Here is a 20,942-nt window from a genome sequence, read left to right as displayed (position 1 = left end):
AACTGAAAGCCTGCCAATCACTTTTTACCATTCCTCAATATTTTTCTCCACTCCGTCGATAACATACGTATCTTTTGACACGGAGGGATCCACTGACCCCATGAAGATTAATTTCAACATTAGAATGAAGCTGATCAGCAGCTTTGTTTTGGTTTCCTTGTTGTTTGGACTGTCATCCGTCTTTACGATCCACAACGTGGAGGATACGAAGAAATCCTATGACTACATCGTCAATACGGCCGGTGAACTGAGGTCTCTCGCCCAATCCATCCAGACCGATTCCGCGGTGCAGATCAGCGCTTTCCGCGCATATATGCTGTATGGAGACGCCAAGTACAAAACCCAGATCTATGACGCCAACAGCCGGATCGACGCCGCCGTCAAAAACGGGCTTGAGCTTGCCGTATTGGAGGAGTCCAAAAAACGCCTGAAAGAGATTGGCGAGGCCAATCAGCAATTCAAGCAAGTAACCGTGAAGGTGATGAACAGTTATTTGAGCAATAAGAAAAAGGCGGCGGAAGAAGGCGTCACGATCATTCTTCCCGTCAGCGAATCCATTACGAGCCAGGCGGATTCCATGGCGGAATGGATGGGCGGCACCGTCATCCCCGACAATGTCAAGAAAGCGGGAGACCAGGCGCATGCAGGCTTGATCGCCGTCATCGTCATCAGCACGGCCGCCGCTCTGGTCGCGCTGGCGTTGGGCAGCCTCGTGTCGTGGTTCCTCACCCGTCCGCTCATCCGGCTGTCCGCTTCGGTGAAGCGGGTCGCGGAGGGGGATCTGACGGGGGACAAGCTCGTCATCCGCGGACGGGACGAAATTCACCGACTGAACGAAGCCTTCCATGAGATGACGGTCGGACTGAAAGAAATGATCGGGGGCATTGCCGGAAGCGCCGGACAGCTGGCCGCATCCGCCGAGCAGCTCAAGGTAGGGGCGCAGCAGTCGGGCAAGGCTGCCGAGACGGTCGCCTCCGCGATTCAGGAAATCGCGGGCGGCGCCGAGATGACGACGGTGCGGCTGGATCAGAACCAGAACGCCCTCCAGGAAGTGCTTGGAGGCGCCAAGCTCATCTCGGCGGGCTCCGAGAGCGTGCTGCAGTTCTCCCGACAGACGTTCGGCGAGGCGGAGGATGGAAGCCGGTATGTGGAGGACAACCTGAACCAGATGAGATTCATCCATGAGTCGGTCCAAAGATCCAATGAGGTGATCGGCTCTCTCTCCGGACGTTCCCGTCAGATCGGCGGCATTCTGAAAGTCATCGCAGATCTGGCCCGGCAGACGAACCTGCTCGCCCTGAACGCGGCGATCGAAGCCGCCCGCGCCGGCGAACACGGCAAAGGCTTCGGAGTCGTGGCAGGCGAAGTAAGGGCGCTTGCGGAGCAATCGCAGCAATCGGCCAAGAACATCGCCGCCTTGATCGCCGGCATCCAGCAGGACACGGAAGCATCCGTCGCCATCATGAGCGAGGTCGTCGCTGGCGCGCAGCAGGGACTGAGCATCTCGGAGCTCACCTCGGAGAAGTTCTCCCGGATTCTGTCCGGCACCGAAAACATGATCCCGCATATCGAGGAAATGGCGGCCGTTGTGAAGCAGATTACGGGCAGCATTCAGGAGGTCGCCGACTCGGCCTCGCAGATCGCCGGCATCGCCCAGTCCCATGCGGCCGGTTCGGAGGAAGCCGCGGCCTCGACCGAGGAGCAGCTCGCATCGATGGAAGAGATCCATGCTTCGGCCAGCAGCCTCTCCGCCATGGCGGAAGAAATGAAGCGGATGGTCGACCGGTTCAAGATCGAATAGGTGGAGGAAGCGCGGGCTTGTGCCCGTGCTTTTTTCTTTTTTTGGATGCAGGAACGGGCTTGCCGGCAGGAGGAGCAGATCAGCCGTTCTGGGCATACAGTGAACTAGACTGCAACCTAGAGTGGAGGAACAAGATCGTGACCGATTCCGTCCTGCAATCCCCGAATCTGACCTTATGCGCAGACTCCAATGAGGTGCTGAATTTCAAGCGAGATTCGCACAACTACATTACGCAGCTGTTCGGCGAGCAGCTCCCGGCCATCCGGACCGGCCTATTCAACGTTCACTTGACGAAAGGCATCATCGTTCAGCCCCATTGGCATACCAATGTGACGGAGCTGGTCTTCGTCATCAGCGGCGAAGTCATGACCTCCGTATTCGATCCGTTCACTCAGAAGCTGATGAACTGCAAGCTGAAGCCGGGTCAAGTGGCCGTCTTGCCCAAGGGCTGGTTCCACTGGATCGTGACGCTGTCGGAGAAGGCCCATATCCTGACGATATTCGATCAGCCGACTCCGGATATCGTCTATGGCTCGGACTTTCTCCGCTTCACGCCCAAGGAAATCATGAACCTCGCGTACTGCGTGGATGAAGAAGAATATGCCAAGGCCGTGGCGCCGATCCAGCAGTCCCTCATTCTTGGGCCGCCTCCGGGCTGCGGCAAGGTCCAGGCGCTGCAGGAGGCTCCCGGCATGTACGGCCATGGATATGGCGGCGGTCAGGTGATGCCGGAAATGCAAGGGGGACCCGGCATGTACGGCCATGGATATGGCGGCGGTCAGATGATGCCTGGGATGCAAGAGGGACCCGGCATGTACGGCCATGGATATGGCGGCGGTCAGATGATGCCTGGGATGCAAGGGGGACCCGGCATGTACGGCCATGGATATGGCGGCGGTCAGATGATGCCTGGGATGCAAGGGGGACCCGGCATGTACGGCCATGGATATGGCGGCGGTCAGATGATGCCTGAGATGCAAGGGGGACCCGGCATGTACGGCCATGGATATGGCGGCGGTCAGGTGATGCCTGAGATGCAAGGGGGACACGGCATGTACGGCCATGGATATGGCGGAGGTCAGATGATGCTTGGGATGCAAGGGGGACCCGGCATGTACGGCCATGGATATGGCGGCGGGCAGGTGATGCCGGAAATGCAGGAAATGCCGGGCTCGTACGGCCATGCCTATCTGTACAAATCCCCGGCTGTTCAGCATGAGGGGCATGAGGGCTACATGGGCGCTGTCCAGTCGGAGGAAGCCGAAATGTACATGTATGGCGGGGGCGGACGTTTCGCTCCGGCAGCCGCCCGAGAGAACGGATAAGTCGTCTGCAGAGGAGCGGCGCCGTCAGTCATCCCATTGAATGACGGCACCGCTCCTTTTTGCGTTTTCCGGAATAAGGGAATGATCAGGCGGCCGAATGCGAATGCTAGGCATGACAGGCAGGCGCCGCACCCGTTATCTCATCTCGATAAAGGAGTCTGAACCGATCATGAACAAAAGCATGGCCGCAGCGGCGCTTCTGGCGCTGACGCTGGCTTGGCCGGGCAATTCCGCCGGCGCGGAGGGAGCAGCCGCATGGGCCGCATCTGAAGGCGGGGCCAATCCGGTCCAGAAGCCGGCTTCCGGCAAAATGGGAAGCGGGGCGGATGTGTACAACGCCTTGCAGCAGGGCATCGCCCGCGAGGCGAAGGCAGCATGCTCCCGATTGCCCCATGACAGCCGAGTCGCTTGTCTTGCCCGCGCGTTCGAGGATACTCTCGCGCCGGAGCAGCGCAAGGCGATTCGGTATCCGTTCACAGCGAAGCATGCGGTGGATTGGAGCTATTTCCCGCTTGAGGAGGCGCCCCGCAACGGCATTTCTCTCGGCTCGATGAGTCCCGCCAGCCTGGAAGCCTTCAAGGCGCTCGCGGCGGAAGCCCTTGGGCCGCATGGCTACCATACGATGAAGGCGGTCCTGCTGGCCGATCAGGCGGAGCAGGAGGCTTCCGGCAATCCGAAGTGGGATTCCCGCTTTTATCATGTCGCGTTTCTGGGCGATCCGAGCGATTCGAGCCCATGGATGCTGCAGATCAGCGGCCACCATCTGGCCGTCAACCGGACGTATCATACGCGAGAGCAGGGCTTGACCCCCATGTTCGTCGGCATCGAGCCGAGAATCTCTGCGGCGGGCGGCCGGACCTATGGACCGATGGAAGGCCGGCTCCAAGCCGCCTACGAGCTGTTCCGCTCTCTGGAGCCCGATCAGCTGGCGGCGGCTCAGCTCGAGGAGAAGTTCGAGGAGGTGCTTCTCGGGCCCGGCAGGGATGCGAGGTTTCCCGAGCATGAGGGCCTTCCGTATTCCCATCTGGACGACAAGCAGAAGCGCAAGGTGAGAGAAGCCGTCACCGGCTGGGCGATCGACGCCCATCCTTCCGACATGCCGCAGCTGCTGGCGGATTACTTTTCGGAGGAAGCTCTGGATAGGACCTACATCGGCTGGTCGGGCTCGCTGGACGACAAGGAGCCGGGCTCCTACCTTCGGATCGAGGGCCCCCGCCTATGGATCGAATCCGTCGTGAAGAGGGAAGCCGCGATGCCGGGCCGCGGCCATGTCCATTCCGTCTGGCGCGACCGCAAAGCCGATTACGGCGGATGCTTCTTCTGACCGCCGGCGCCGGACCGGCTGCATGAAAGCTCTTCCAGCGTCAAACCGCCTCCTGCGGGTATATCAAAGGTAAACCTTTCAACGGGAAAACGACCTTTGGAGATCGACGAGGAGGAGTCGCCATGCGGTGGCAAGGCAGGCAGGGAAGCGGCAACGTGGAGGACCGGAGGGGAATGGGCGGCGGAGGCAAGCTGGTCGGAGGCGGCATCGGCGGGATCATCCTGATTCTGATCGTCACGCTTCTCGGCGGAAACCCCGGCGACCTGCTCGGAGGCGTGACCGGCGGGCAGAGCTCCTCGGAGCCCTATGAGCAGACGCAGCAGGAGCAGGAGCTGTCCCAGTTCGTGTCGGTCGTGCTGGCTGACACCGAGACGGTATGGACCGACGTGTTCGAGAAGCAGGGCATGACCTACGAGAAGCCGACGCTGGTCCTGTACAACGATTCGGTCCAGTCCGCCTGCGGCAGCGCGTCCTCGGCGGTGGGGCCGTTCTATTGTCCGGGCGACCGCAAGCTGTACATCGATCTCAGCTTCTATGACGAGCTCAAGCAGAGGTTCAAGGCGCCGGGCGACTTCGCGATGGCCTACGTCATCGCCCACGAGGTCGGCCATCATGTGCAGACGCTGCTCGGCACGATGGACAAGATCGCTCCGCTGCGCGATAAGCTCAGCGAGACGGAGTACAACAAGTACCAGGTCCGGCTGGAGCTGCAGGCGGACTATTACGCCGGCGTCTGGGCCCACTACGAGCAAGGAAACAATCTGCTGGAGGAGGGCGACGTCGACGAGGCTCTGACGGCGGCCAGCGCGGTCGGAGACGACAGCATCCAGGAGCAGTCCCAAGGATATGTCGTGCCGGAAAGCTTCACGCACGGCACATCGGAGCAGCGCAAGCGCTGGTTCTACAAGGGCTTCGAATCGGGGACGATCAAGGGCGGCGACACGTTCAGCGTCCAGAATCCTTGATTCCATCCGTGCAGGCGGACTCTTCCGGGAGTCCGCCTGTCTGTTTTTTCCAGCACCCATTTGCTAGAATAGAATCGTAGAGGCATGCGGCCTGCGGAAGGGCCCGCCTCAAGCGAAGATATCGAGAGGAAGTGGGAATGTGCATCAAGTGCAGCAGCTGGCCGCCAGAGTGAAGGAGAACATCAACCGGGTAATGGTAGGGAAGGATCGGGAGATCGACCTGCTACTGACAGCTCTGCTGGCTTCCGGGCATGTGCTGCTCGAGGACGTGCCGGGAACGGGCAAGACGATGCTGGCGAAGAGCCTGGCCGCATCTCTCAGCCTTGACTTCCAGCGGATTCAGTTCACCCCCGACCTGCTCCCCTCGGACCTGACGGGGATCCATTACTATCATCAGAAGGACGGCGAATTCTATTTCCGCCAAGGTCCTTTGTTCACGCAGATCGTGCTCGCCGACGAGATCAACCGCGCCACTCCCCGCACGCAGTCGAGCCTTCTGGAATGCATGGAAGAGCGGCAGATCAGCATCGAGGGCAAGACGATGGAGCTGCAGAAGCCGTTCATGGTGGTGGCGACCCAGAATCCCGTCGACAACCAGGGCACGTTCCCGCTGCCGGAAGCGCAGATGGACCGATTCATGATTCGGATGAATCTGGGGTATCCTTCCCGAGAGGAAGGAAGGGAAATCCTGCTGCGCACCGTCGGCGCCGTCTCCCCTTGGACGGAGGCGCTGAGGCCGGCCGCCTCGGCGGTGGAGGTGCTGGAGGCGCAGCGGCTGTGCGCCGGCGTATCGGTGCATGCCGACTTGCTCGACTACATGGTCGCCCTCGCGGAGGCGAGCCGCTCCAATCCGGGTGTCGCGCTCGGCATCAGCCCCCGCGGCACTCAGGCATGGATGCGGGCTTCCCAAGCCTATGCGGCCATGCACGGCCGCAGCTATGTGCTGCCGGATGACATCAAGCGGCTGGCTGTGCCGGCTTGCGCCCATCGGATCGTCCTGAAGAGGCGTCATTCGACGGAGGCTCGGCCGACGGAAGCGCTTGTTCAGGAGCTGCTGGACGCGATGCCCGTGCCGAGCGAAGAAGGCCTTGAGGCCGAGGCCCGCTGATGGAGCTGCTGCTCCTGCTTGCCGTCTGCGGAGCTCTCGTTTACGTTCAGGGACTGGTGCTCGGCAAGGGATCGCTGCGCGGGGTGAAGGTGTCCCGCCGCTTCAGCGAGGAAGCCTGCTACGCGGGCGAACGGCTGGAAATTGTCGAGACGATCGAGAACGCCAAGGGACTTCCCGTACCGTGGCTGCGCCTGGAGACGATGCTTCCCGCCTCCATCGTCTTCCGCGGCCGCGGAGATACGTCCGTCAGCCGCGGCCGCATCTATCAGAACCATACGAGCCTGTTCACGCTGCAGCCGCGCGTCAAGATCGTCCGCACCCATCAGACGACCTGCGTCAGCAGAGGCGTATTCGTCATGGAGACGGCGTCGCTGACAGGCGGCGACCTGTTCTCGATCCACACGCCGTCGATCACCTTGACGCTGCCGCATACGCTCACTGTATACCCGGCTCCGATGGAAGAGAGCGGCATGCCCGATTCCTGGCGAAGCTGGCAGGGAGAGCTCGAGGTGAGGCGCTGGATCGTCGAGGACCCGTTCGTCGTCAGCGGCACGCGGGCGTACCTGCCCGGAGACGCGTTCAACCGCATCGATTGGAAGGCGTCGGCCCGGTCGCTGGAGCTGCAGGTGCGCCGGCATGGGCATACGGCCGATCCCCGCGCCATGATCCTGCTGAACATCGAAGAATCCGAAATGATGTGGGACCGGGTGACAAGGCCGGACGACATGGAGACGACGATCAGCTGCGCGGCTGCGCTGGCTGCCGGGATGCTGGGCCGAGGCCTGTCGGCCGGATTCGCCCATAATGGAATGGTCAGCCGGCATTCGGACGACACGGGGAGAGTGGATTTCGGCAGCGGCAGCGGGAAGCTCGGGGAGACGCTCGCTTCCATGGCCGCGATAGAGCCGAGAATTCGGTTGTCGTTTCATGAGCTGCTTCGGCGGGAAGCGGAGCTGGAGCTGTCAGCCGGGATGGATTATCTGCTCGTGACGGCGTTCCGGTCGGACCGGATCGTGGAGGCGGCCGCGCTGCTGGAGCAGTCCGGCCACCGTGTTGCTTTCGTCGAACCGCCTGTCCGTACGAAGGGAGGGCGGCGGCCATGAGAAGAAATCGTTCCGCCGCCGGTCCCGACCCCCGTTCCGCGCGGAATGCGGCTTCTTCCACGCAGGGAGGAACTGCCCTCCCCGATCAGGCTGGAGACGGAGGGGAGCGCGCGGCCATGCAGGCTCCGCATTCCGGACTGGAGCTCCAGTCCGGCCAAGCGCCAAGGCTGGCCGGCCGTCAGCCTCTAGCGGCTCCGTCCATGCTGGCCTTTTCGCTGCTCGAATGTCTGGCGCTGTATCCGGTCCTGCTGCTGGGAGCCGTCTTCCCCTCGTTCCGAGCAGCGGAACTGCCGATATTCCTGCCGCCGCTGCTGCTCGGCCTCATCGTGCTGGCGCTCCATGCGGCGGCCGCGATCGCCGGGAGCCGCGTTTCCCTTGGGCCTGCCGGGCGGCTGGCCAAGGCATTCCTCGCTCTGGCGGGCGCCGGCGCGGGAGCCTGGATCGGCCTGCGGCTGTTCCCCGGCGCATCCGAGACCGCAGCCGCCATCCGCGCTTGCGTATGGGGATTTGCCGCCGGAGCCGCTGCCGTCAGAGGGCTTGTCGCAGGGCGTCGATCGCTGTGGAACCAGGCTGCGCCGATGCTCGTCCAATTGGGGATGCTGGCCTCGTTCGTCATCTATATCGTCGTTCTGACGAATGCCTACCTGAAGCCGTACGCCTTCTCCGTCCAAACCGCCTTCACGCTTGCCCTATGCCTGTATCTGCTCCGCCTGAACCGCCTGCAGGTCCAGAATGCCGCCGGCATGGACGGGGCCGGCTGGCGGGGCACTCCCGCGATGCGGCATTGGAACCGGCTGCTGACGGGGTCCCTCGTCGCGCTCATGCTTGTGATCGGCGCCTGGCAAGGGCTTGCCGATTCCTTGCGGCATCTCCGCGACGCGCTGCTGGCGGCGCTGAAGCGTCCTCCCGCAGATCAGGAGCTGCCGCCGCTCGAGCCGCAGCAGCCGCCTGCTGGCGGAGAGGGGCCCATGCAGCTGCCGGAGGCCAAGGAGCCGAACGAATGGGTCGTGCTGATCGGCAATATTCTCATCGTCATCGTACTCTTGATCGCCGCCGTCCTGCTGGCTTACTTCCTGTACCTCCTCCTGCGGCGCATCCTTCCGGAGCGGATCCGCGTGCTGGCGGAGGCGCTGTTCCGCAGGCTCAAGCTGCTGCGGTCGCTCAAGCAGCCGGACGGGGCGGGTTACTCGGACGAGGTCATCAAGCTGGAGCGGGTGCCCCGGAAGCGCAAGAAACGTTCCGCTGGACGCAAGGCGCAGGAGGAGCCGCAGGGCGACGGCCGCGATCCGCGGATGCGGTACCGCTCCTTCATCCGGAGCGCGATCGCCCAAGGCTACGAATTCAAGCCCAGCCTGACTCCTGAAGAGCATGCCGCCAATCTGTCCGCGGCGGAGGAGGCCTTCACCTCCCTGACGCCGGAGGAGGCCGGCAAGCTCGCGCAGACATACGGAGAAGCCAGGTACGGAAAGGCGGAGGACCGGACTCGAGGCCGCGGCGGCTCTTAGGGCTCCAGGCGCAGCGGGCCTGTTTCAAAAAGCAGCAAGGGCGGTACACAAGGGGAGATCCCTGTTAGGAGAGAACCCATCCATGAAACGAGCTTCGATCCCATCGCATCCACACTCTCCGAGCCGGAGCCAAGGCCGGTCCGGCCGGCATTCGAGGCCTTTTTACCGCAAGCCTTGGCTGGTTGCCGTCCTTGCTCTGCTCATCCTGTACGCCGGCGTCGTCGTTTATCAGACTCATAAGCCGCTTCCTCCCGGAGTATCCTTCGAGGGAACCGTCCATTACGTGCCGGACGGCAGCCTGGAGCTGCTTACCGACCTCACGCATCGGGACGCCGGCGGCGGGCAGCAGTCGGAGCAGCAGATTTTCGAGCGCATGTTCCGGGCGATCGGCAACGCAAGGCAGTTCATCGTGCTCGACATGTTCCTGTACAACGGCTATGCCAACAAGGGACAGTCCTACCCGCCGCTCAGCCGCAAGATGACGGACAAGCTGATCGAGCAGAAGAAGCGGTACCCCGAGCTGGCGGCGGTCGTCATCACCGACGATGTCAACACCTCCTACGGCTCCCATGACGATCCCGAGCTGGAGCTTCTTAAGCGTGCGGGCATCCAGGTGTCGATCACGAACGTCAATCCGCTGCGGGACTCGAATCCGCTCTACACCGCCGCCTGGAGGATGACGGCCGGCTGGTTCGGGCAGCACGGCAAGGGCTGGCTGCCGAACAAGATGGCGAGCGAGGCGCCGGACATGACGGTGCGCTCCTACTTGAAGCTCGTCAACGCCAAGGCCAACCACCGCAAGGTGCTCATCACGGAGAATGAGCTCGTCCTTGCGAGCGCCAATGCCCATGATTCCAGCTTCTATAATTCCAACAGCGGTTATGCCGTTAGCGGAAGCAGCGGACTGATCGGAGAAGCGCTGCGGACCGAGCAGGCGGCCCTCGATCTGTCCAAGGCGGGCATCAGGCTGCCTGACGCTCCTCCGCCTGCGGCAGCGGAATCCGCAGCGCAAGGAACGATCGGCGTGCAGCTGCTGACCGAGGGCAAGATCCGCAAGCATGTGCTTGCCGATCTGAAGGAGGCCGGCGCCGGCGACACCGTCTGGATGGGCATGTTCTATCTGGCCGACCGCAGCGTCGTGCGGGCGCTGCTGGATGCGCGGCGCCGCAATCCGGCTCATCCTGGACCCGAACGAAGTCGCCTTCGGCAACGGCAAGATCGGCATTCCGAACCGTCCCGTGGCGCAGGAGCTTGCGGACAAGTCGGACGGGAGCATCCAGATCCGCTGGTACAACACGGACAAGGAGCAGTATCATGTCAAGGCGATGCTCATCGCAGGTCCGGAAGGCGCGGTCATCCACAACGGCTCCGCCAACTTCACGGCCCGCAATCTCGACGACCTGAACCTGGAGTCGAATCTGAGAATAACAGCCCCGTCCGGAAGCCGTGCGGCGATGGATGCGGAGGCGTATTTCCAGCGGCTCTGGTCCAATGAGGATGCGCCGTATACAGTTGAATACGGCCAGTACGAGAACGACACGGTCTGGATCAAGCGCGTGCTTTACCGAGTCCAGGATCTGCTTGGCTTTACGACCTTTTGACGGATCAAGCCGCTCTCCGCCCTATGGGGCCGGGGCGGTTTTTTTTGCCGCTTGCGGTTGCAGGAACGGAAGCATTCGAAGAAATTCATCGGAATCAGGAGCTGGGGCGGGAAATGGGAGAAAAGGCGGCTATGGCGTGCATGGTTGTGCATTGGTGCGCAGTGGTGTCCAACGATGTGCAGTGGTGTCCAACGATGTGCAGTGGTGTCCAACGATGTGCAGTGGTGTCCAACGATGCGTATTGGCGGGCGGGAACAGGAGCCGGCGCTGCAAAGGGATCGGCATTCAGGCTTATTCGCATGAATAGCGGCAGCGATGAACAGCAGCGGATGGCATGATCGGCACAGACGATTGAGGAGGCTGTCCGTGAATATCGCGCCATTGCTTCTGCTTAATAGGCGGAGACAAGCGCGGCAAGCGCCTTGCCGTCCTTCCGCATGTCTATGCAAGAGCTATGCCGATCCTTTATAGTGGAAAAAAAGAGCGCTCCGCATACCGGGCGGAAAGCGCGACAAGGGAGAGGACAAGCCATATGCCGCAGATCGTCGCAGCAGGCCGCATATTCGAAGCGGAAGCCATTTTGTTCGACAAGGACGGAACGCTCCTGGATTTCGTTCATACCTGGGGGGCATGGGCGCGCCATATGAGGCAGCATTTCAGCGCCAGGCTGGAGCAACGGGGTCTTGAGCCTCTGTCTCCGGAAGAGCTGGGCCGCGAGTGGGGAATCACGTTCTCGCCGGAGGGCAACGCCGAGAGCTATGACCGCAGCGGTCCTCTGTCGATGGGCACGCTGCATGAGCTGCTGGCGCTGCTGAGCGCATGCGGCTACCGTCGCGGCCTGTCCTGGGCGGATGCCCGGGTGGCGGCCCATGAGAGCTGGCAGCATGCCGACCGGGAGCTCGACCGGGAGCGGGCGGCTCTCGCCTTGCCCGGCGTGACGGAGCTGCTGGAAGCCTGCCGCGCGGCAGGCATCCCGATGGCCGTCGTGACGGCCGACGAAACGAACGCGGCGGTCAAGCATCTTTCCTGGCTCGGCCTAGAAGGCCACTTCGGCGAAATCATCGGCACCGACCTTGTCGAACGCGGCAAGCCCTATCCCGATATGGCGGAGCTCGCCTGCCGCCGGATGGGCCTGGACATATCCAAGGTCGTCATCATCGGCGACTCCAACGGGGATATGCTCATGGCCAAGGCGGCCGGAGCGGCGGCTGCGATCGGACTGGCCGCGGGCGATGCGGCGCTTCAGCTGCCGGATGCCGACGTCGTCGCGGCGTCGTGCGCAGATATTCGGCTGCTGCCATAGTGCCGAAGCTGTCACATTTTCCTTATTGTGGAACATTGAATCCGTGATAGATTGAAGAAAACGGTTTCTTGACGGTAAGGAGGATGGACAGCCTTGAAGTCCTGGAAGCATGCAGCCCTTCTCGTCGGCGGGCTGGGGTTTTCGCATCTCGGCAACTGGATCTATTTCGTCGCCATCAACATCGCCCTGCTGGAGCTGACGGACGGCTCCGCCGCCGCCATGGCGGGACTGTTCGTCATCCGGCCGATCGCGCTCCTGCTGACGAACTTCTGGTCAGGCAGCATCGTCGACCGCACCGATGTGCGCAAGCTCATGGTGCTGACGGACGTCGTGCGCGGCACGCTCATGCTTTTCATTCCTTTCGCCTCCTCTGTATGGGTCATCTTCGGACTCATATTCCTCATCAGCCTGGCCGGTTCGTTTTTCGGCCCGAGCCAGTCGGTCTACATCACGAAGCTCATCCCGGCGGAAGACCGCCAGCGGTTCAACTCCATTCTCGGCATGAGCAGCTCGGGCGCTTTCCTGCTGGGGCCGGCCATATCCGGGCTGCTCATCTATCGTTTCGGCACGGACTTCAGCATCTATTTCAACGCCGTCACCTTCTTCGTCTGCGCCTTGATGATCTCACTGCTGCCGGCGGTTCCCCGGCTCGAGGGGCCGGCCCGGGAACCCGTCACGCTGCGCATGCTTCGGGCCGATTGGGGCGTCGTGCGGAGCTTCGTCCTGACCGCGCCGTCCTTCCTGGCCATCTATCTGTTGTTCCAAAGCTCCGTCATCATCGGCTACTCGATCGACTCTCAAGAATTGACGTATATCAAGCAGCATCTCAAGCTGTCCACGGAGCAATACGGCTTCATCGTCAGCGTGACAGGGATCGGAGCGCTGGCCGGCTCCTTCACGGCCGCCCTGCTCGCGAAGCGCGTCTCCTGGCGCTGGTATCTAGGCCCGGCGACTCTTCTGACGAGCGTCTTCTACTTCCTCTTCTATCTGTCGCATACGTTTTTCCTGGCGGCGGCGGCTTTCGTCCTGCTCGGATTTTTCATGTCCTACGTCGGCGCCGGCTACGCCACCTGGTTTCAGAAGCAGGTGCCGTCCGACAGGATGGGCCGGGTGGCCAGCCTTGCCGACGCGGTTCAGGGAGCGATGCAGATCGGCCTTACGCTTGCGGTCGGCGGACTTGCCGATGTGCTTGGGCTGCAAGCGGTGTGCCTGGCCTTCTCGGCGGCCGCCATCGCGCTCAGCTTAGGCCTGAGCGTGAAGGTATGGGATCGAAATCAGTCGAAAACAAATCTGGAATGTTAAGTAATTCTTCGTATTACCGATGGTTCAGGAGCCGCCGGCTGTAGAAAGACGGTGGCAGACCACGGCTGGCAGACCGCCGTCTGGCAGGCCGCGGCTGGGCGGCTGAGCATACAGGGCCGGCTCCGCTCGTAGAACAAGGATAGGAGAGTGAATTCATGAAGGAACAGCTGGAAACCCGCTTGAATATGAGAGAGCTAGGAGGCTGCATGGCCGCGGACGGCAGACGGGTGAAAGAAGGCGTCCTGTTCCGGTCGGGGGAGCTGCACGGCTTGACGGCGGAGGAAGCCCTTTATGTGGAGTCGCTCGGCTTGACGGCCGTCTGCGATCTGCGCACCGAGGAGAAGAGCGCCTCCAAGCCTGCTCCGCAGCTGAAGGGCGTGCGGCACGTATCGCTGCCTGTCATCGGAGGCGAGTTCAGCATGAGCGAGATGCCGCGCCTGCTGCAGCAGTGGAAGGAAGAAGGCGGCCAAGGCAGCCCGATCCAGGAAATCTACCGCCGGTTCGTGACCGAGAGCCAATCTCTGGCCGCTTATCGCGGCCTGCTGCAGGCGCTGCTGCGGGCGGAGGGGCGTCCCGTGCTGTGGAACTGCACGCTCGGCAAGGACCGGACCGGCTTCGCAGCGGCCGTCGTGCTGCTGGCTCTGGGCGTTCCGGAGGCTGACATTGCGGCGGATTATATGCGTACCGGGGCAAACCGCAGGGAAGCCAACGAGGCCATTCTTCGCCAAGCCGCCGCCTTCTTGAGCGACGAGTCCCATCTGGAGCTGGTCCGATCGGTGCTGGCTGTCCGAGAGGAATACATTCAGGCGGCGTTCGACGAGATCCGGCGCGTCCACGGCACGCCTGAAGCCTTTTTGAAGGAAGCGATCGGCTTGACGGAGCCGCAGCTGAAGCAGCTGAGAGAGTGGTATCTGGAGCCGGCCGCATGCTGATTCCGGCCGCGCAGCCCTGTTCCAAGGAAGAGATCGGCACTCTGATCGATGAATATGTGAACAGTGTTGCAGCTCCGTTCGACTCCTTCCTGGAGGAGCATATTCTGGAGTCCGCCTTCTATTCGTTCCAGTCCGGCACCGGTGTGGCCGGTTATTACGCCGTACATGGCGAAGCGCTGCTGACGCAGTTCTACATCCGCACGCCTTGGCTGAAGGACTCGCAGGCGCTGTTCGGACAGGTGATGGAGCGTCATACGATCCAGTCGCTGCTGCTCCCTACCTGCGACGAGCTGTTCCTCAGTCTGGCGCTCGACACGGGCTTTCCCATCCGCAAGCAGGCCTATTTGTTTCAGGAAGGGATCCCGCGGCACGCCGTTCCGGCGCCGGATCGATCGGGAGATAGTTTCCGTCCGGCCGAGCTCGGGGATGCGGAGACAATCGGCCGCGTGTGCGGCGAGTTTTTGGACCAGTACGAGCAGCGGCTCGCCAGCGGCGAGCTGTTCGTCCTTTTCAGGGGAGACCTGCTGCTCGGCATCGGAGTGCTGGAGAAGTCGAGGCTGTTCGAAGGGACGGCGAGCATAGGGATGTTCGTGGACGAGTCCTGCCGCAACCAGGGCGTGGGGAGGAGCTTGATCCTTCGGCTGAGGCAGCGATGCGCGGAGCAGGGGCTGACGGCGGTCAGCGGATGCGGGTACGGCAATGAGGCCTCCAAGCGGACACTGGAGAGCGCGGGAATGGTGACGAGAACGAGGCTGCTGAGAATTGCGGCTGACGGTCATTCTGTTCGATGACGCAGAGGATTGTCGAGGTCGCGGACTGATAGGCATAGGGAAGAAAAGTCCGAGCAGCTGGAATTCCAGCTGCTCGGACTCTTTTGGCTTTGCGCCGACGCGTCTTTATTTTCCTTCGAGGATGCTCTCGATCTTGTCGACGATTTCCTGGGTCAGCTTGACGCCGGAAGCCTTGGCATTCTCGACGACCTGCTCCGGACGGCTCGCGCCGACGAGGGCGCTGGCTACGTTCGGCTGGCGCAAAATCCAGGCGAGCGCCAGCTGGCCGACGGTCAGGTCCAGTTCGGAAGCGATGGCGCCGAGCTCGCGGACCTTGGCGATCTTCTCTTCCGTGATGCCGTTCTTCATCCACTCCAGCTTCGCGGCGCGGCTGTCGGCCGGGATGTTGTCCACGGATGTGTACTTGCCCGTCAGCAGGCCCTGGGCGAGCGGCGAGAAGACGACTTGCCCCACTCCGCTGCGCTCGCTGTACGGAATGATCTCCGGCTCGATGTAGCGGTTGAACATGTTGTACTGCGGCTGGTTGACGACGATGCGGTCCAGCAGGTAGCGGTCGGCGATGGCATGCGCTTCCGCGATCTGGGAGGCGGTCCACTCGCTGACGCCGACGTACAGCACCTTGCCTGCTCGGACGAGATCGTCCAGCGTGCGCAGCGTTTCATAGAGAGGCGTCTCGGGATCGTGGCGGTGGCAGTACATGATGTCCACGTAATCGACGTCGAGGCGCTTCAGGCTCGCATGGAACTGATCCGTCAGATGCTTGCGCGAGAGGCCCCGGTCGTTGGGCAGATCTCCCATCGGCCAGAATGCCTTCGTCGCGAGCAGGTAGGAGTGGCGGGGGAACGCTTTGATCGTTTCGCCGACGAGCGTTTCGGCCGCTCCTCTTTCGTACACATTGGCCGTATCAAAAAAGTTGATTCCCAAATCGTAAGCGGCATGAATGGCTTTCACCGCATTCTCGCGTTCGACGTAGCCGCCGTAGGTCAGCCAGCTGCCGAGGCTGATCTCGCTCACCTTGGCGCCGGTGCTTCCAAGCCTGCGATAATCCATAGAGAATCCCTCCTATAATCGAATGCTTGCCCTGACACGGCTAATTGTACGCATGTTTCTATCTGGGGGGAAGTAGTGAAAATATCCTCACTTTATTATATAGAGGATATCTACTATACTATTGGTTACTAGCTTTCACAAAGGAGATTTGTCCATGGCAAGCAGCAACTACATTCCCAAAAATCCCGACACGATCGATTGCAACATCGAAAAAACACTGGATGTCATCGGCGGCAAATGGGCCTTTCTCGTCCTGCGGGAGCTGTTCTGCGGCACCCGCCGCTTCGGCGAGCTGCAGCGCCTGATTCCGGCCGTGAGCCCCCGTGCTCTTACTAGCACCCTTCGCCATATGGAGGAGAAGGGCGTGCTGGAGCGCAAAGTCTATCCGACCGTACCCGTCACGGTAGAGTATACGCTCACCCCGAAGGGGGAGGACCTGCATCAGATCATCAAGGAAATGAAGCTGTGGGCGGCTAGATGGACATGAAAAAAGCGCCCGGAATAGGCGCACAATCAAGGTGTTATTAAGGAACGCTTAGCAATACTTTGACCGGCATGCAAGTCTGCCTGCTCAAGCTCGGCTGCCCGTCAGCTCCCGACGGCTCTTCAGGAATTCCCTGCCGTATTCGCCATGCGGGTTGATGCCGGCATGCTCGAGTTGAATCGTCGAATGGGAGATGCCGTACTTCTGCTTCAAGGTCTCGTTGATATTGAGGATGATGCAGAACGGCTGGATATTCTCGTCGGCGAACACATGGGCCGTAAGCGAATAATGGTCGGTCGAAACGGCCCATAGGTGCATCTCATGCACGTCCTCGACGCCTTCGACCTGACGGATCGAGGCGCGGATCGCCTCCAGATCGAATTCGCGGGGCACGGACTCCATCAGGACGAGATAGGCTTCGCGCGTGATGCGGGCGCCGCCGATGAAGATGATGCCGCCGATGACGAGGCTGATGAGCGGATCGAACCAGACTCTGCCGGTCAGCAGGATGAGCAGCGCCGAGACGATGACGCCGACCGAGCTCAGCAGATCGCCGAAGAAATGCCAGAGGGCGCTCTTCACATTCAGATTGTCCTCTTCCTTCATGCTGCGGCTGAGGACGATCGTCAGCACGAGATTGACGACGAGGCCGATGGAGGCGATGGCGAGCATCAGGCCGTACTGGATCGGCTCCGGGTGGAGAAAGCGGCGGATGCCCTCGACGAAGATGCCGACCGAGATGACCGCGAGCGCAAGCCCGTTCAGGAAGGAAGCGATGATCTCGAAGCGCAGGTAGCCGAACGTGAACCTTGCATCCGGCTGCCGGGAGGCCATGTAGATAGCGGTCATGCTGAGTCCGAGGGCGATGACGTCGGAGATCATATGGGCGGAGTCGGACAGCAGGGCCAGCGAGTTCGACAGCAGCCCGCCGACGATCTCGACGATCGTGAAGAACAAGGTCAGAAGCAGCGTGATCCATAACGTCTTCTTGGACCGGGATTGCTCCTTGACGTGCTGGAGATGATGGAAATCAACCACTCGGATCCCGACCTTTCATTTAAATTATAGTTATTATTATATTACTCCTATTATTAGATGGTTACAATTCTTTTAATTGAGACTCATTTTCAGCGAAGCGACGATGATAATCAGCTTCAGTGCGGCTTTTTCCGGCGAAGAATGCAGGCCGTCGGGCCCTGCGTGTCCGCATGCCTTCCCAGGTTTGACCCGGCTTGAAATATCGGGCGGCTTATGGGACGATAAAGCGAGCCTGGATGCTGAAAAGAAGAAAGAGGTTTGAATATAGATGAACACCCTGTATGGACTTACCCAGGAGCAGCTGGAAGCTTGGCTCGGGGAACGCGGACACCGCAAGTTTCATGCGATGCAGGTATGGGAAAGCCTCTACCGCAGACGCGTCCGGACATTCGGCGAAATGGCCGAAGCCGGAGTGAAAAAGGAATGCGTGCAGCTGCTGGAGGAGAACTGGCGGCTCGGCACGCTTGAAGAGCATACGCGCCAGGAATCGACGGACGGCACGGTCAAGTTCCTGTTCCGTCTGCAGGACGGCAACCTGATCGAGACGGTGCTCATGAAGCACAAGTTCGGCCTGTCGGTATGCGTCACGACCCAGGTCGGCTGCAATATCGGCTGCAGCTTCTGCGCGAGCGGCCTGCTCGCGAAGAGCCGCGACCTCACCGCAGGCGAGATCGCGGAGCAGATCATGCGGGTGCAGCTGTATCTGGACGAAGCCGGCCTGGACCAGCGGGTCAGCCATATCGTCGTGATGGGCATCGGCGAGCCGTTCGACAACTATACGCATCTCATGAATTTCCTGGCGATCGTGCAGCATCCGAAGGGGCTGGCGATCGGTCCGCGCCATATCACCGTATCGACGAGCGGCCTCTCCGCCAAAATCCGCGACTTCGCCGACAGCGGCGTGCAGGCCAATCTGGCCGTGTCGCTGCATGCGCCGAACAACGAGCTCCGCACGCGGATCATGAAGATTAACAAGGCGATTCCGATCGGGAAGCTGCTGGAGAGCATCGATTATTACCTTGACCGGACGCGCCGCCGCATCACGATCGAGTACATTCTGCTCAAGGATGTCAACGATCTGCGGGAGCATGCGCAGGAGCTGTCGGATCTGATGCGTTCGCGGCCCCAGCTGATGAAGCTGGCCAATGTGAATCTGATTCCGTACAATCCGGTCGACGAGCACAGCCAGTACCAGCGCAGCGCGCCGGAGGCGATCGACGGCTTCTACGACACGCTCAAGAAGAACGGCGTCAGCTGCAGCGTGCGGCTGGAGCACGGCGCGGATATTGATGCGGCCTGCGGCCAGCTGCGCAGCAAGCAGCTGCGTGCGGACGGCGGCAAGAGCGAAGCGGCGGTCTGACCCGCCTGTTTTCCCATAGAGCTTTCCGCTTCGGCGGAAGGCTTTTTTTGCAATCGGGCGAAGGCGCCATCTCTGGACAGCCCGCTTTCCCGCGTATACGATAAAGGCCGACGGCTGCCGCAAGGCAGCAGAATAGACAGGAAGATACAGAAGAAAAGGCAGGGTGAAGGGTATTGGGCAAAGCGTGGGTATTGTTCCTGCTGGCGGGAATCGCCGAAATCGGCGGTGGGTATATGGTGTGGCTGTGGCTGCGCGAGTCGAAGCCGCTCTGGTTCGGAATCGCAGGCGGCATCCTTCTCGTCTCGTACGGAATCATCCCTGCCCTGCAGGGCTTTCCTTCCTTTGGCCGGGTCTATGCGGCCTACGGCGGTGTCTTCATCGTCATGGCCGTTCTGTGGGGATGGCTCGTCGACCGCAAGACGCCGGATCTGTACGACTGGCTGGGAGCTGCGGTCTGCATGGCCGGGGTATCGATCATGCTGTGGGCTCCGCGCGGTTAAAGGCGGATATAGGCGTCTTTTACCTTTACCTGGAAATGGATCCGCTCCATAATGAGCCTCATAAGCATGCGGGGAACCGCGTCATGGAGGGATTCGAGCATGGAATTCAACATACGTCCGCTGGCATTGCCGGGTGACTACGAAGGCATCGCCGCCGTTTGGAATGAAGAGCTGTCCGAGCCGACGACGGCGGAGAGCCTGGCGGAAGCCGACAGCAAGCTGTATGAGCAAGGACATCTGCATATGAATGCCGACGGGCTGCTGGAAGGATATGACCGGTTCCGGAGAGTGGCGGTCAACGATGACGGCCGGATTGCCGGGTATTTGTGGACCTGGCGCGCTCCGTGGACAGAGGCTGGCGGACTGTACCACACCTTGGTCGTATCCAAGGCATTCAGAGGGCTCGGAATCGGCCGGGCCCTGCTCGGGGAGGCGGCGTCCTGGGCGTCGGGCATCGGGGCAGAGCGGATCTACACGGAAGTATGGGATGACGATCTGCGCTCGCTGCGGATCGCAGAGCAGTCCGGATTCGAGATCGAGCGCCGCTCCTGGCAGTCGGTGCTGGATCTCAAGCATGGAGAAGAAGCCGCGACCCTTGCGGACGGCGCCGTCATCGAGCGGCTGGAGAGCGAAGGAATCCGCTTCGTCTCCTTGGCGGATATGCCGGAGGAGGACAGGGAGCTGCTGCTCTACGAGCTGGAGTCTCCTACCTTCAACGACATTCCAGGGTTTCTTGGAACGCCTCCGGGCTTCGGAGATTGGCAGAAATGGTACTTGCGCGGAGACGGCTATGCGCCGGAGCGGGTGGTCCTTGCGCTGGACGGCGATCGGTACGTGGGCGATTGCAATCTGCGCTACTTCGAGGAGACGCGCGGCATGTACCACGAATATACGTGCGTTCATCGCGATTACCGGGGCCGCGGCATCGCCCGGGCTCTGAAAATCCTTTCCATCCGCCTCGCCGTGCGGACAGGGGCTCTCTATCTGCGCACAGACAACGACTCCTTGAACGAGCCGATGCTGGCCGTGAACCGGAAGCTCGGCTACCGCTCGCTGCGAGGAAGATACCGGATCAAAGGCGACGTCGGCAGCATCGCCGCAGCGAACGGGAAGCTTGATTCCGCTGATCGGGATGCGGATATACCGAAGCTGTCATGAGCAGGTTTTCCGGAGCGGTTGGCGGAAGGGATATGGCTCCGAGGCTGTACGAGCGGCTCTGGAGCTCGGATTCGGACCGCTTGGATACCATCGCATCGAGGCTCATATCAATGTGGACAACATCGCTTCTATCCGGCTTGCTAAGAGTGTCGGGATGGAATTCGAATGTATGAGAAAGGGCTTCATCCATGAATTCGGCGAATGGACGGATAATCTTGTCTACTACAAGAATGCGGAATGAGTTGCAATTGCTTGCTTGTTTTTGGTTCGTCTTCCCTCGAAACAAGTCCAC

Annotated in this window: 19 protein-coding genes and 2 pseudogenes; 18 read left to right on the top strand and 3 right to left on the bottom strand. The window is 61.3% G+C overall.

Annotated elements, in window-relative coordinates:
- Positions 1–100 precede the first annotated feature (100 nt).
- The 7 genes from CIC07_RS24280 to CIC07_RS24250 all read left to right on the top strand — a co-directional run bounded on the left by CIC07_RS24280 (position 101) and on the right by CIC07_RS24250 (position 9,131).
- Entirely contained in the window at positions 101–1,801 is a 1,701-nt protein-coding gene (locus tag CIC07_RS24280) for a methyl-accepting chemotaxis protein (protein WP_076357433.1), read from the top strand.
- A gap of 137 nt (positions 1,802–1,938) precedes the next feature.
- Positions 1,939–3,126: a cupin domain-containing protein gene (locus CIC07_RS25790; protein ID WP_083688152.1), complete on the top strand. Its 1,188-nt coding sequence runs from the start codon at positions 1,939–1,941 to the stop codon at positions 3,124–3,126.
- A gap of 169 nt (positions 3,127–3,295) precedes the next feature.
- The gene (locus CIC07_RS24270; RefSeq protein ID WP_076357435.1) at positions 3,296–4,450 is read left to right on the top strand and encodes a DUF3500 domain-containing protein; all 1,155 of its coding nucleotides are present in this window, start codon (positions 3,296–3,298) and stop codon (positions 4,448–4,450) included.
- Between the two features lie 122 nt (positions 4,451–4,572).
- Positions 4,573–5,415, top strand: coding sequence for a KPN_02809 family neutral zinc metallopeptidase (gene ypfJ / locus CIC07_RS24265; protein WP_076357437.1), 843 nt, complete (start codon positions 4,573–4,575; stop codon positions 5,413–5,415).
- Positions 5,416–5,554: 139 nt separating this feature from the next.
- Complete coding sequence (locus CIC07_RS24260) at positions 5,555–6,523, top strand: AAA family ATPase (RefSeq protein ID WP_175619192.1); 969 nt, start codon at positions 5,555–5,557, stop codon at positions 6,521–6,523.
- Positions 6,523–7,626, top strand: coding sequence for a DUF58 domain-containing protein (locus tag CIC07_RS24255; protein WP_076357441.1), 1,104 nt, complete (start codon positions 6,523–6,525; stop codon positions 7,624–7,626). Before CIC07_RS24260 ends, CIC07_RS24255 begins: the two co-directional genes overlap by 1 nt.
- Positions 7,623–9,131 carry a hypothetical protein gene (locus CIC07_RS24250; RefSeq protein ID WP_076357443.1) on the top strand — a complete coding sequence of 503 codons (1,509 nt, stop codon included), beginning with the start codon at positions 7,623–7,625 and terminating at the stop codon, positions 9,129–9,131. The genes CIC07_RS24255 and CIC07_RS24250 overlap by 4 nt, the downstream gene beginning before the upstream one ends.
- 64 nt (positions 9,132–9,195) lie before the next feature.
- On the opposite strand, the gene CIC07_RS25575 is transcribed toward CIC07_RS24250, so the two are convergent.
- Entirely contained in the window at positions 9,196–9,981 is a 786-nt protein-coding gene (locus tag CIC07_RS25575) for a hypothetical protein (RefSeq protein ID WP_240923499.1), read from the bottom strand.
- Positions 9,982–10,285: 304 nt separating this feature from the next.
- Here CIC07_RS25575 and CIC07_RS25570 point away from each other — a divergent pair.
- The 6 genes and pseudogenes from CIC07_RS25570 to CIC07_RS24225 all read left to right on the top strand — a co-directional run.
- Positions 10,286–10,558, top strand: a pseudogene (locus CIC07_RS25570) (phospholipase D-like domain-containing protein); the annotation flags it as partial.
- A 27-nt stretch (positions 10,559–10,585) separates the two neighbouring features.
- Positions 10,586–10,732, top strand: coding sequence for a hypothetical protein (locus CIC07_RS25565; RefSeq protein WP_240923522.1), 147 nt, complete (start codon positions 10,586–10,588; stop codon positions 10,730–10,732).
- 532 nt (positions 10,733–11,264) lie between these two features.
- Complete coding sequence (locus tag CIC07_RS24240) at positions 11,265–12,035, top strand: HAD family hydrolase (RefSeq protein ID WP_076357445.1); 771 nt, start codon at positions 11,265–11,267, stop codon at positions 12,033–12,035.
- 93 nt (positions 12,036–12,128) lie between these two features.
- Entirely contained in the window at positions 12,129–13,337 is a 1,209-nt protein-coding gene (locus tag CIC07_RS24235) for an MFS transporter (protein ID WP_076357447.1), read from the top strand.
- 155 nt (positions 13,338–13,492) lie between these two features.
- A complete protein-coding gene (locus CIC07_RS24230) occupies positions 13,493–14,269 on the top strand; it encodes a tyrosine-protein phosphatase (RefSeq protein ID WP_076357449.1) in 777 nt (258 codons plus the stop codon).
- On the top strand, positions 14,263–15,060 hold the full coding sequence (locus CIC07_RS24225; RefSeq protein ID WP_076357451.1) for a GNAT family N-acetyltransferase: 798 nt from the start codon (positions 14,263–14,265) through the stop codon (positions 15,058–15,060). The genes CIC07_RS24230 and CIC07_RS24225 overlap by 7 nt, the downstream gene beginning before the upstream one ends.
- Before the next feature lie 105 nt (positions 15,061–15,165).
- On the opposite strand, the gene CIC07_RS24220 is transcribed toward CIC07_RS24225, so the two are convergent.
- Positions 15,166–16,110, bottom strand: coding sequence for an aldo/keto reductase family protein (locus CIC07_RS24220; RefSeq protein ID WP_076357453.1), 945 nt, complete (start codon positions 16,108–16,110; stop codon positions 15,166–15,168).
- 154 nt (positions 16,111–16,264) lie between these two features.
- On the opposite strand from CIC07_RS24220, the gene CIC07_RS24215 reads away from it, so the two are divergent.
- Positions 16,265–16,597, top strand: a complete 333-nt coding sequence (locus CIC07_RS24215) for a winged helix-turn-helix transcriptional regulator (protein ID WP_048745775.1) — start codon at positions 16,265–16,267, stop codon at positions 16,595–16,597.
- Positions 16,598–16,681: 84 nt separating this feature from the next.
- On the opposite strand, the gene CIC07_RS24210 is transcribed toward CIC07_RS24215, so the two are convergent.
- On the bottom strand, positions 16,682–17,632 hold the full coding sequence (locus CIC07_RS24210) for a cation diffusion facilitator family transporter (RefSeq protein ID WP_076357455.1): 951 nt from the start codon (positions 17,630–17,632) through the stop codon (positions 16,682–16,684).
- Positions 17,633–17,900: 268 nt separating this feature from the next.
- On the opposite strand from CIC07_RS24210, the gene rlmN reads away from it, so the two are divergent.
- The 4 genes and pseudogenes from rlmN to CIC07_RS24190 form a co-directional block, all read left to right on the top strand.
- Complete coding sequence (rlmN, locus tag CIC07_RS24205; protein ID WP_076357457.1) at positions 17,901–18,992, top strand: dual-specificity RNA methyltransferase RlmN; 1,092 nt, start codon at positions 17,901–17,903, stop codon at positions 18,990–18,992.
- Between the two features lie 233 nt (positions 18,993–19,225).
- Positions 19,226–19,492 carry a YnfA family protein gene (locus CIC07_RS24200; RefSeq protein WP_234992984.1) on the top strand — a complete coding sequence of 89 codons (267 nt, stop codon included), beginning with the start codon at positions 19,226–19,228 and terminating at the stop codon, positions 19,490–19,492.
- Positions 19,493–19,591: 99 nt separating this feature from the next.
- The gene (locus CIC07_RS24195) at positions 19,592–20,650 is read left to right on the top strand and encodes a GNAT family N-acetyltransferase (protein ID WP_076357461.1); all 1,059 of its coding nucleotides are present in this window, start codon (positions 19,592–19,594) and stop codon (positions 20,648–20,650) included.
- A gap of 19 nt (positions 20,651–20,669) precedes the next feature.
- Positions 20,670–20,891: pseudogene (locus CIC07_RS24190) on the top strand (GNAT family N-acetyltransferase); the annotation flags it as partial.
- Between the last annotated feature and the right edge of the window lie 51 nt (positions 20,892–20,942).

It is taken from the genome of Paenibacillus sp. RUD330 (genome assembly GCF_002243345.2).
Taxonomy (GTDB): Bacteria; Bacillota; Bacilli; order Paenibacillales; family Paenibacillaceae; genus Paenibacillus_O.
The sequence above is the reverse complement of the archived record's forward strand: the minus strand, read 5'-3'. Positions and strand labels throughout refer to the sequence as shown.

Bases quoted from the DNA above. Each gene is read 5' to 3' on its own strand.
- CIC07_RS24220 (WP_076357453.1), bottom strand. From the start codon at position 16,110: ATGGATTATCGCAGGCTTGGAAGCACCGGCGCCAAGGTGAGCGAGATC.
- CIC07_RS24280 (WP_076357433.1), top strand. From the start codon at position 101: ATGAAGATTAATTTCAACATTAGAATGAAGCTGATCAGCAGCTTTGTT.
- CIC07_RS24230 (WP_076357449.1), top strand. From the start codon at position 13,493: ATGAAGGAACAGCTGGAAACCCGCTTGAATATGAGAGAGCTAGGAGGC.
- CIC07_RS25565 (WP_240923522.1), top strand. From the start codon at position 10,586: ATGGATGCGGAGGCGTATTTCCAGCGGCTCTGGTCCAATGAGGATGCG.
- CIC07_RS24200 (WP_234992984.1), top strand. From the start codon at position 19,226: ATGGTGTGGCTGTGGCTGCGCGAGTCGAAGCCGCTCTGGTTCGGAATC.
- CIC07_RS24195 (WP_076357461.1), top strand. From the start codon at position 19,592: ATGGAATTCAACATACGTCCGCTGGCATTGCCGGGTGACTACGAAGGC.
- CIC07_RS24250 (WP_076357443.1), top strand. From the start codon at position 7,623: ATGAGAAGAAATCGTTCCGCCGCCGGTCCCGACCCCCGTTCCGCGCGG.
- rlmN (WP_076357457.1), top strand. From the start codon at position 17,901: ATGAACACCCTGTATGGACTTACCCAGGAGCAGCTGGAAGCTTGGCTC.
- CIC07_RS24215 (WP_048745775.1), top strand. From the start codon at position 16,265: ATGGCAAGCAGCAACTACATTCCCAAAAATCCCGACACGATCGATTGC.
- CIC07_RS24240 (WP_076357445.1), top strand. From the start codon at position 11,265: ATGCCGCAGATCGTCGCAGCAGGCCGCATATTCGAAGCGGAAGCCATT.
- CIC07_RS24270 (WP_076357435.1), top strand. From the start codon at position 3,296: ATGAACAAAAGCATGGCCGCAGCGGCGCTTCTGGCGCTGACGCTGGCT.
- CIC07_RS24255 (WP_076357441.1), top strand. From the start codon at position 6,523: ATGGAGCTGCTGCTCCTGCTTGCCGTCTGCGGAGCTCTCGTTTACGTT.
- ypfJ (WP_076357437.1), top strand. From the start codon at position 4,573: ATGCGGTGGCAAGGCAGGCAGGGAAGCGGCAACGTGGAGGACCGGAGG.
- CIC07_RS25575 (WP_240923499.1), bottom strand. From the start codon at position 9,981: ATGGGCATTGGCGCTCGCAAGGACGAGCTCATTCTCCGTGATGAGCAC.
- CIC07_RS24225 (WP_076357451.1), top strand. From the start codon at position 14,263: ATGCTGATTCCGGCCGCGCAGCCCTGTTCCAAGGAAGAGATCGGCACT.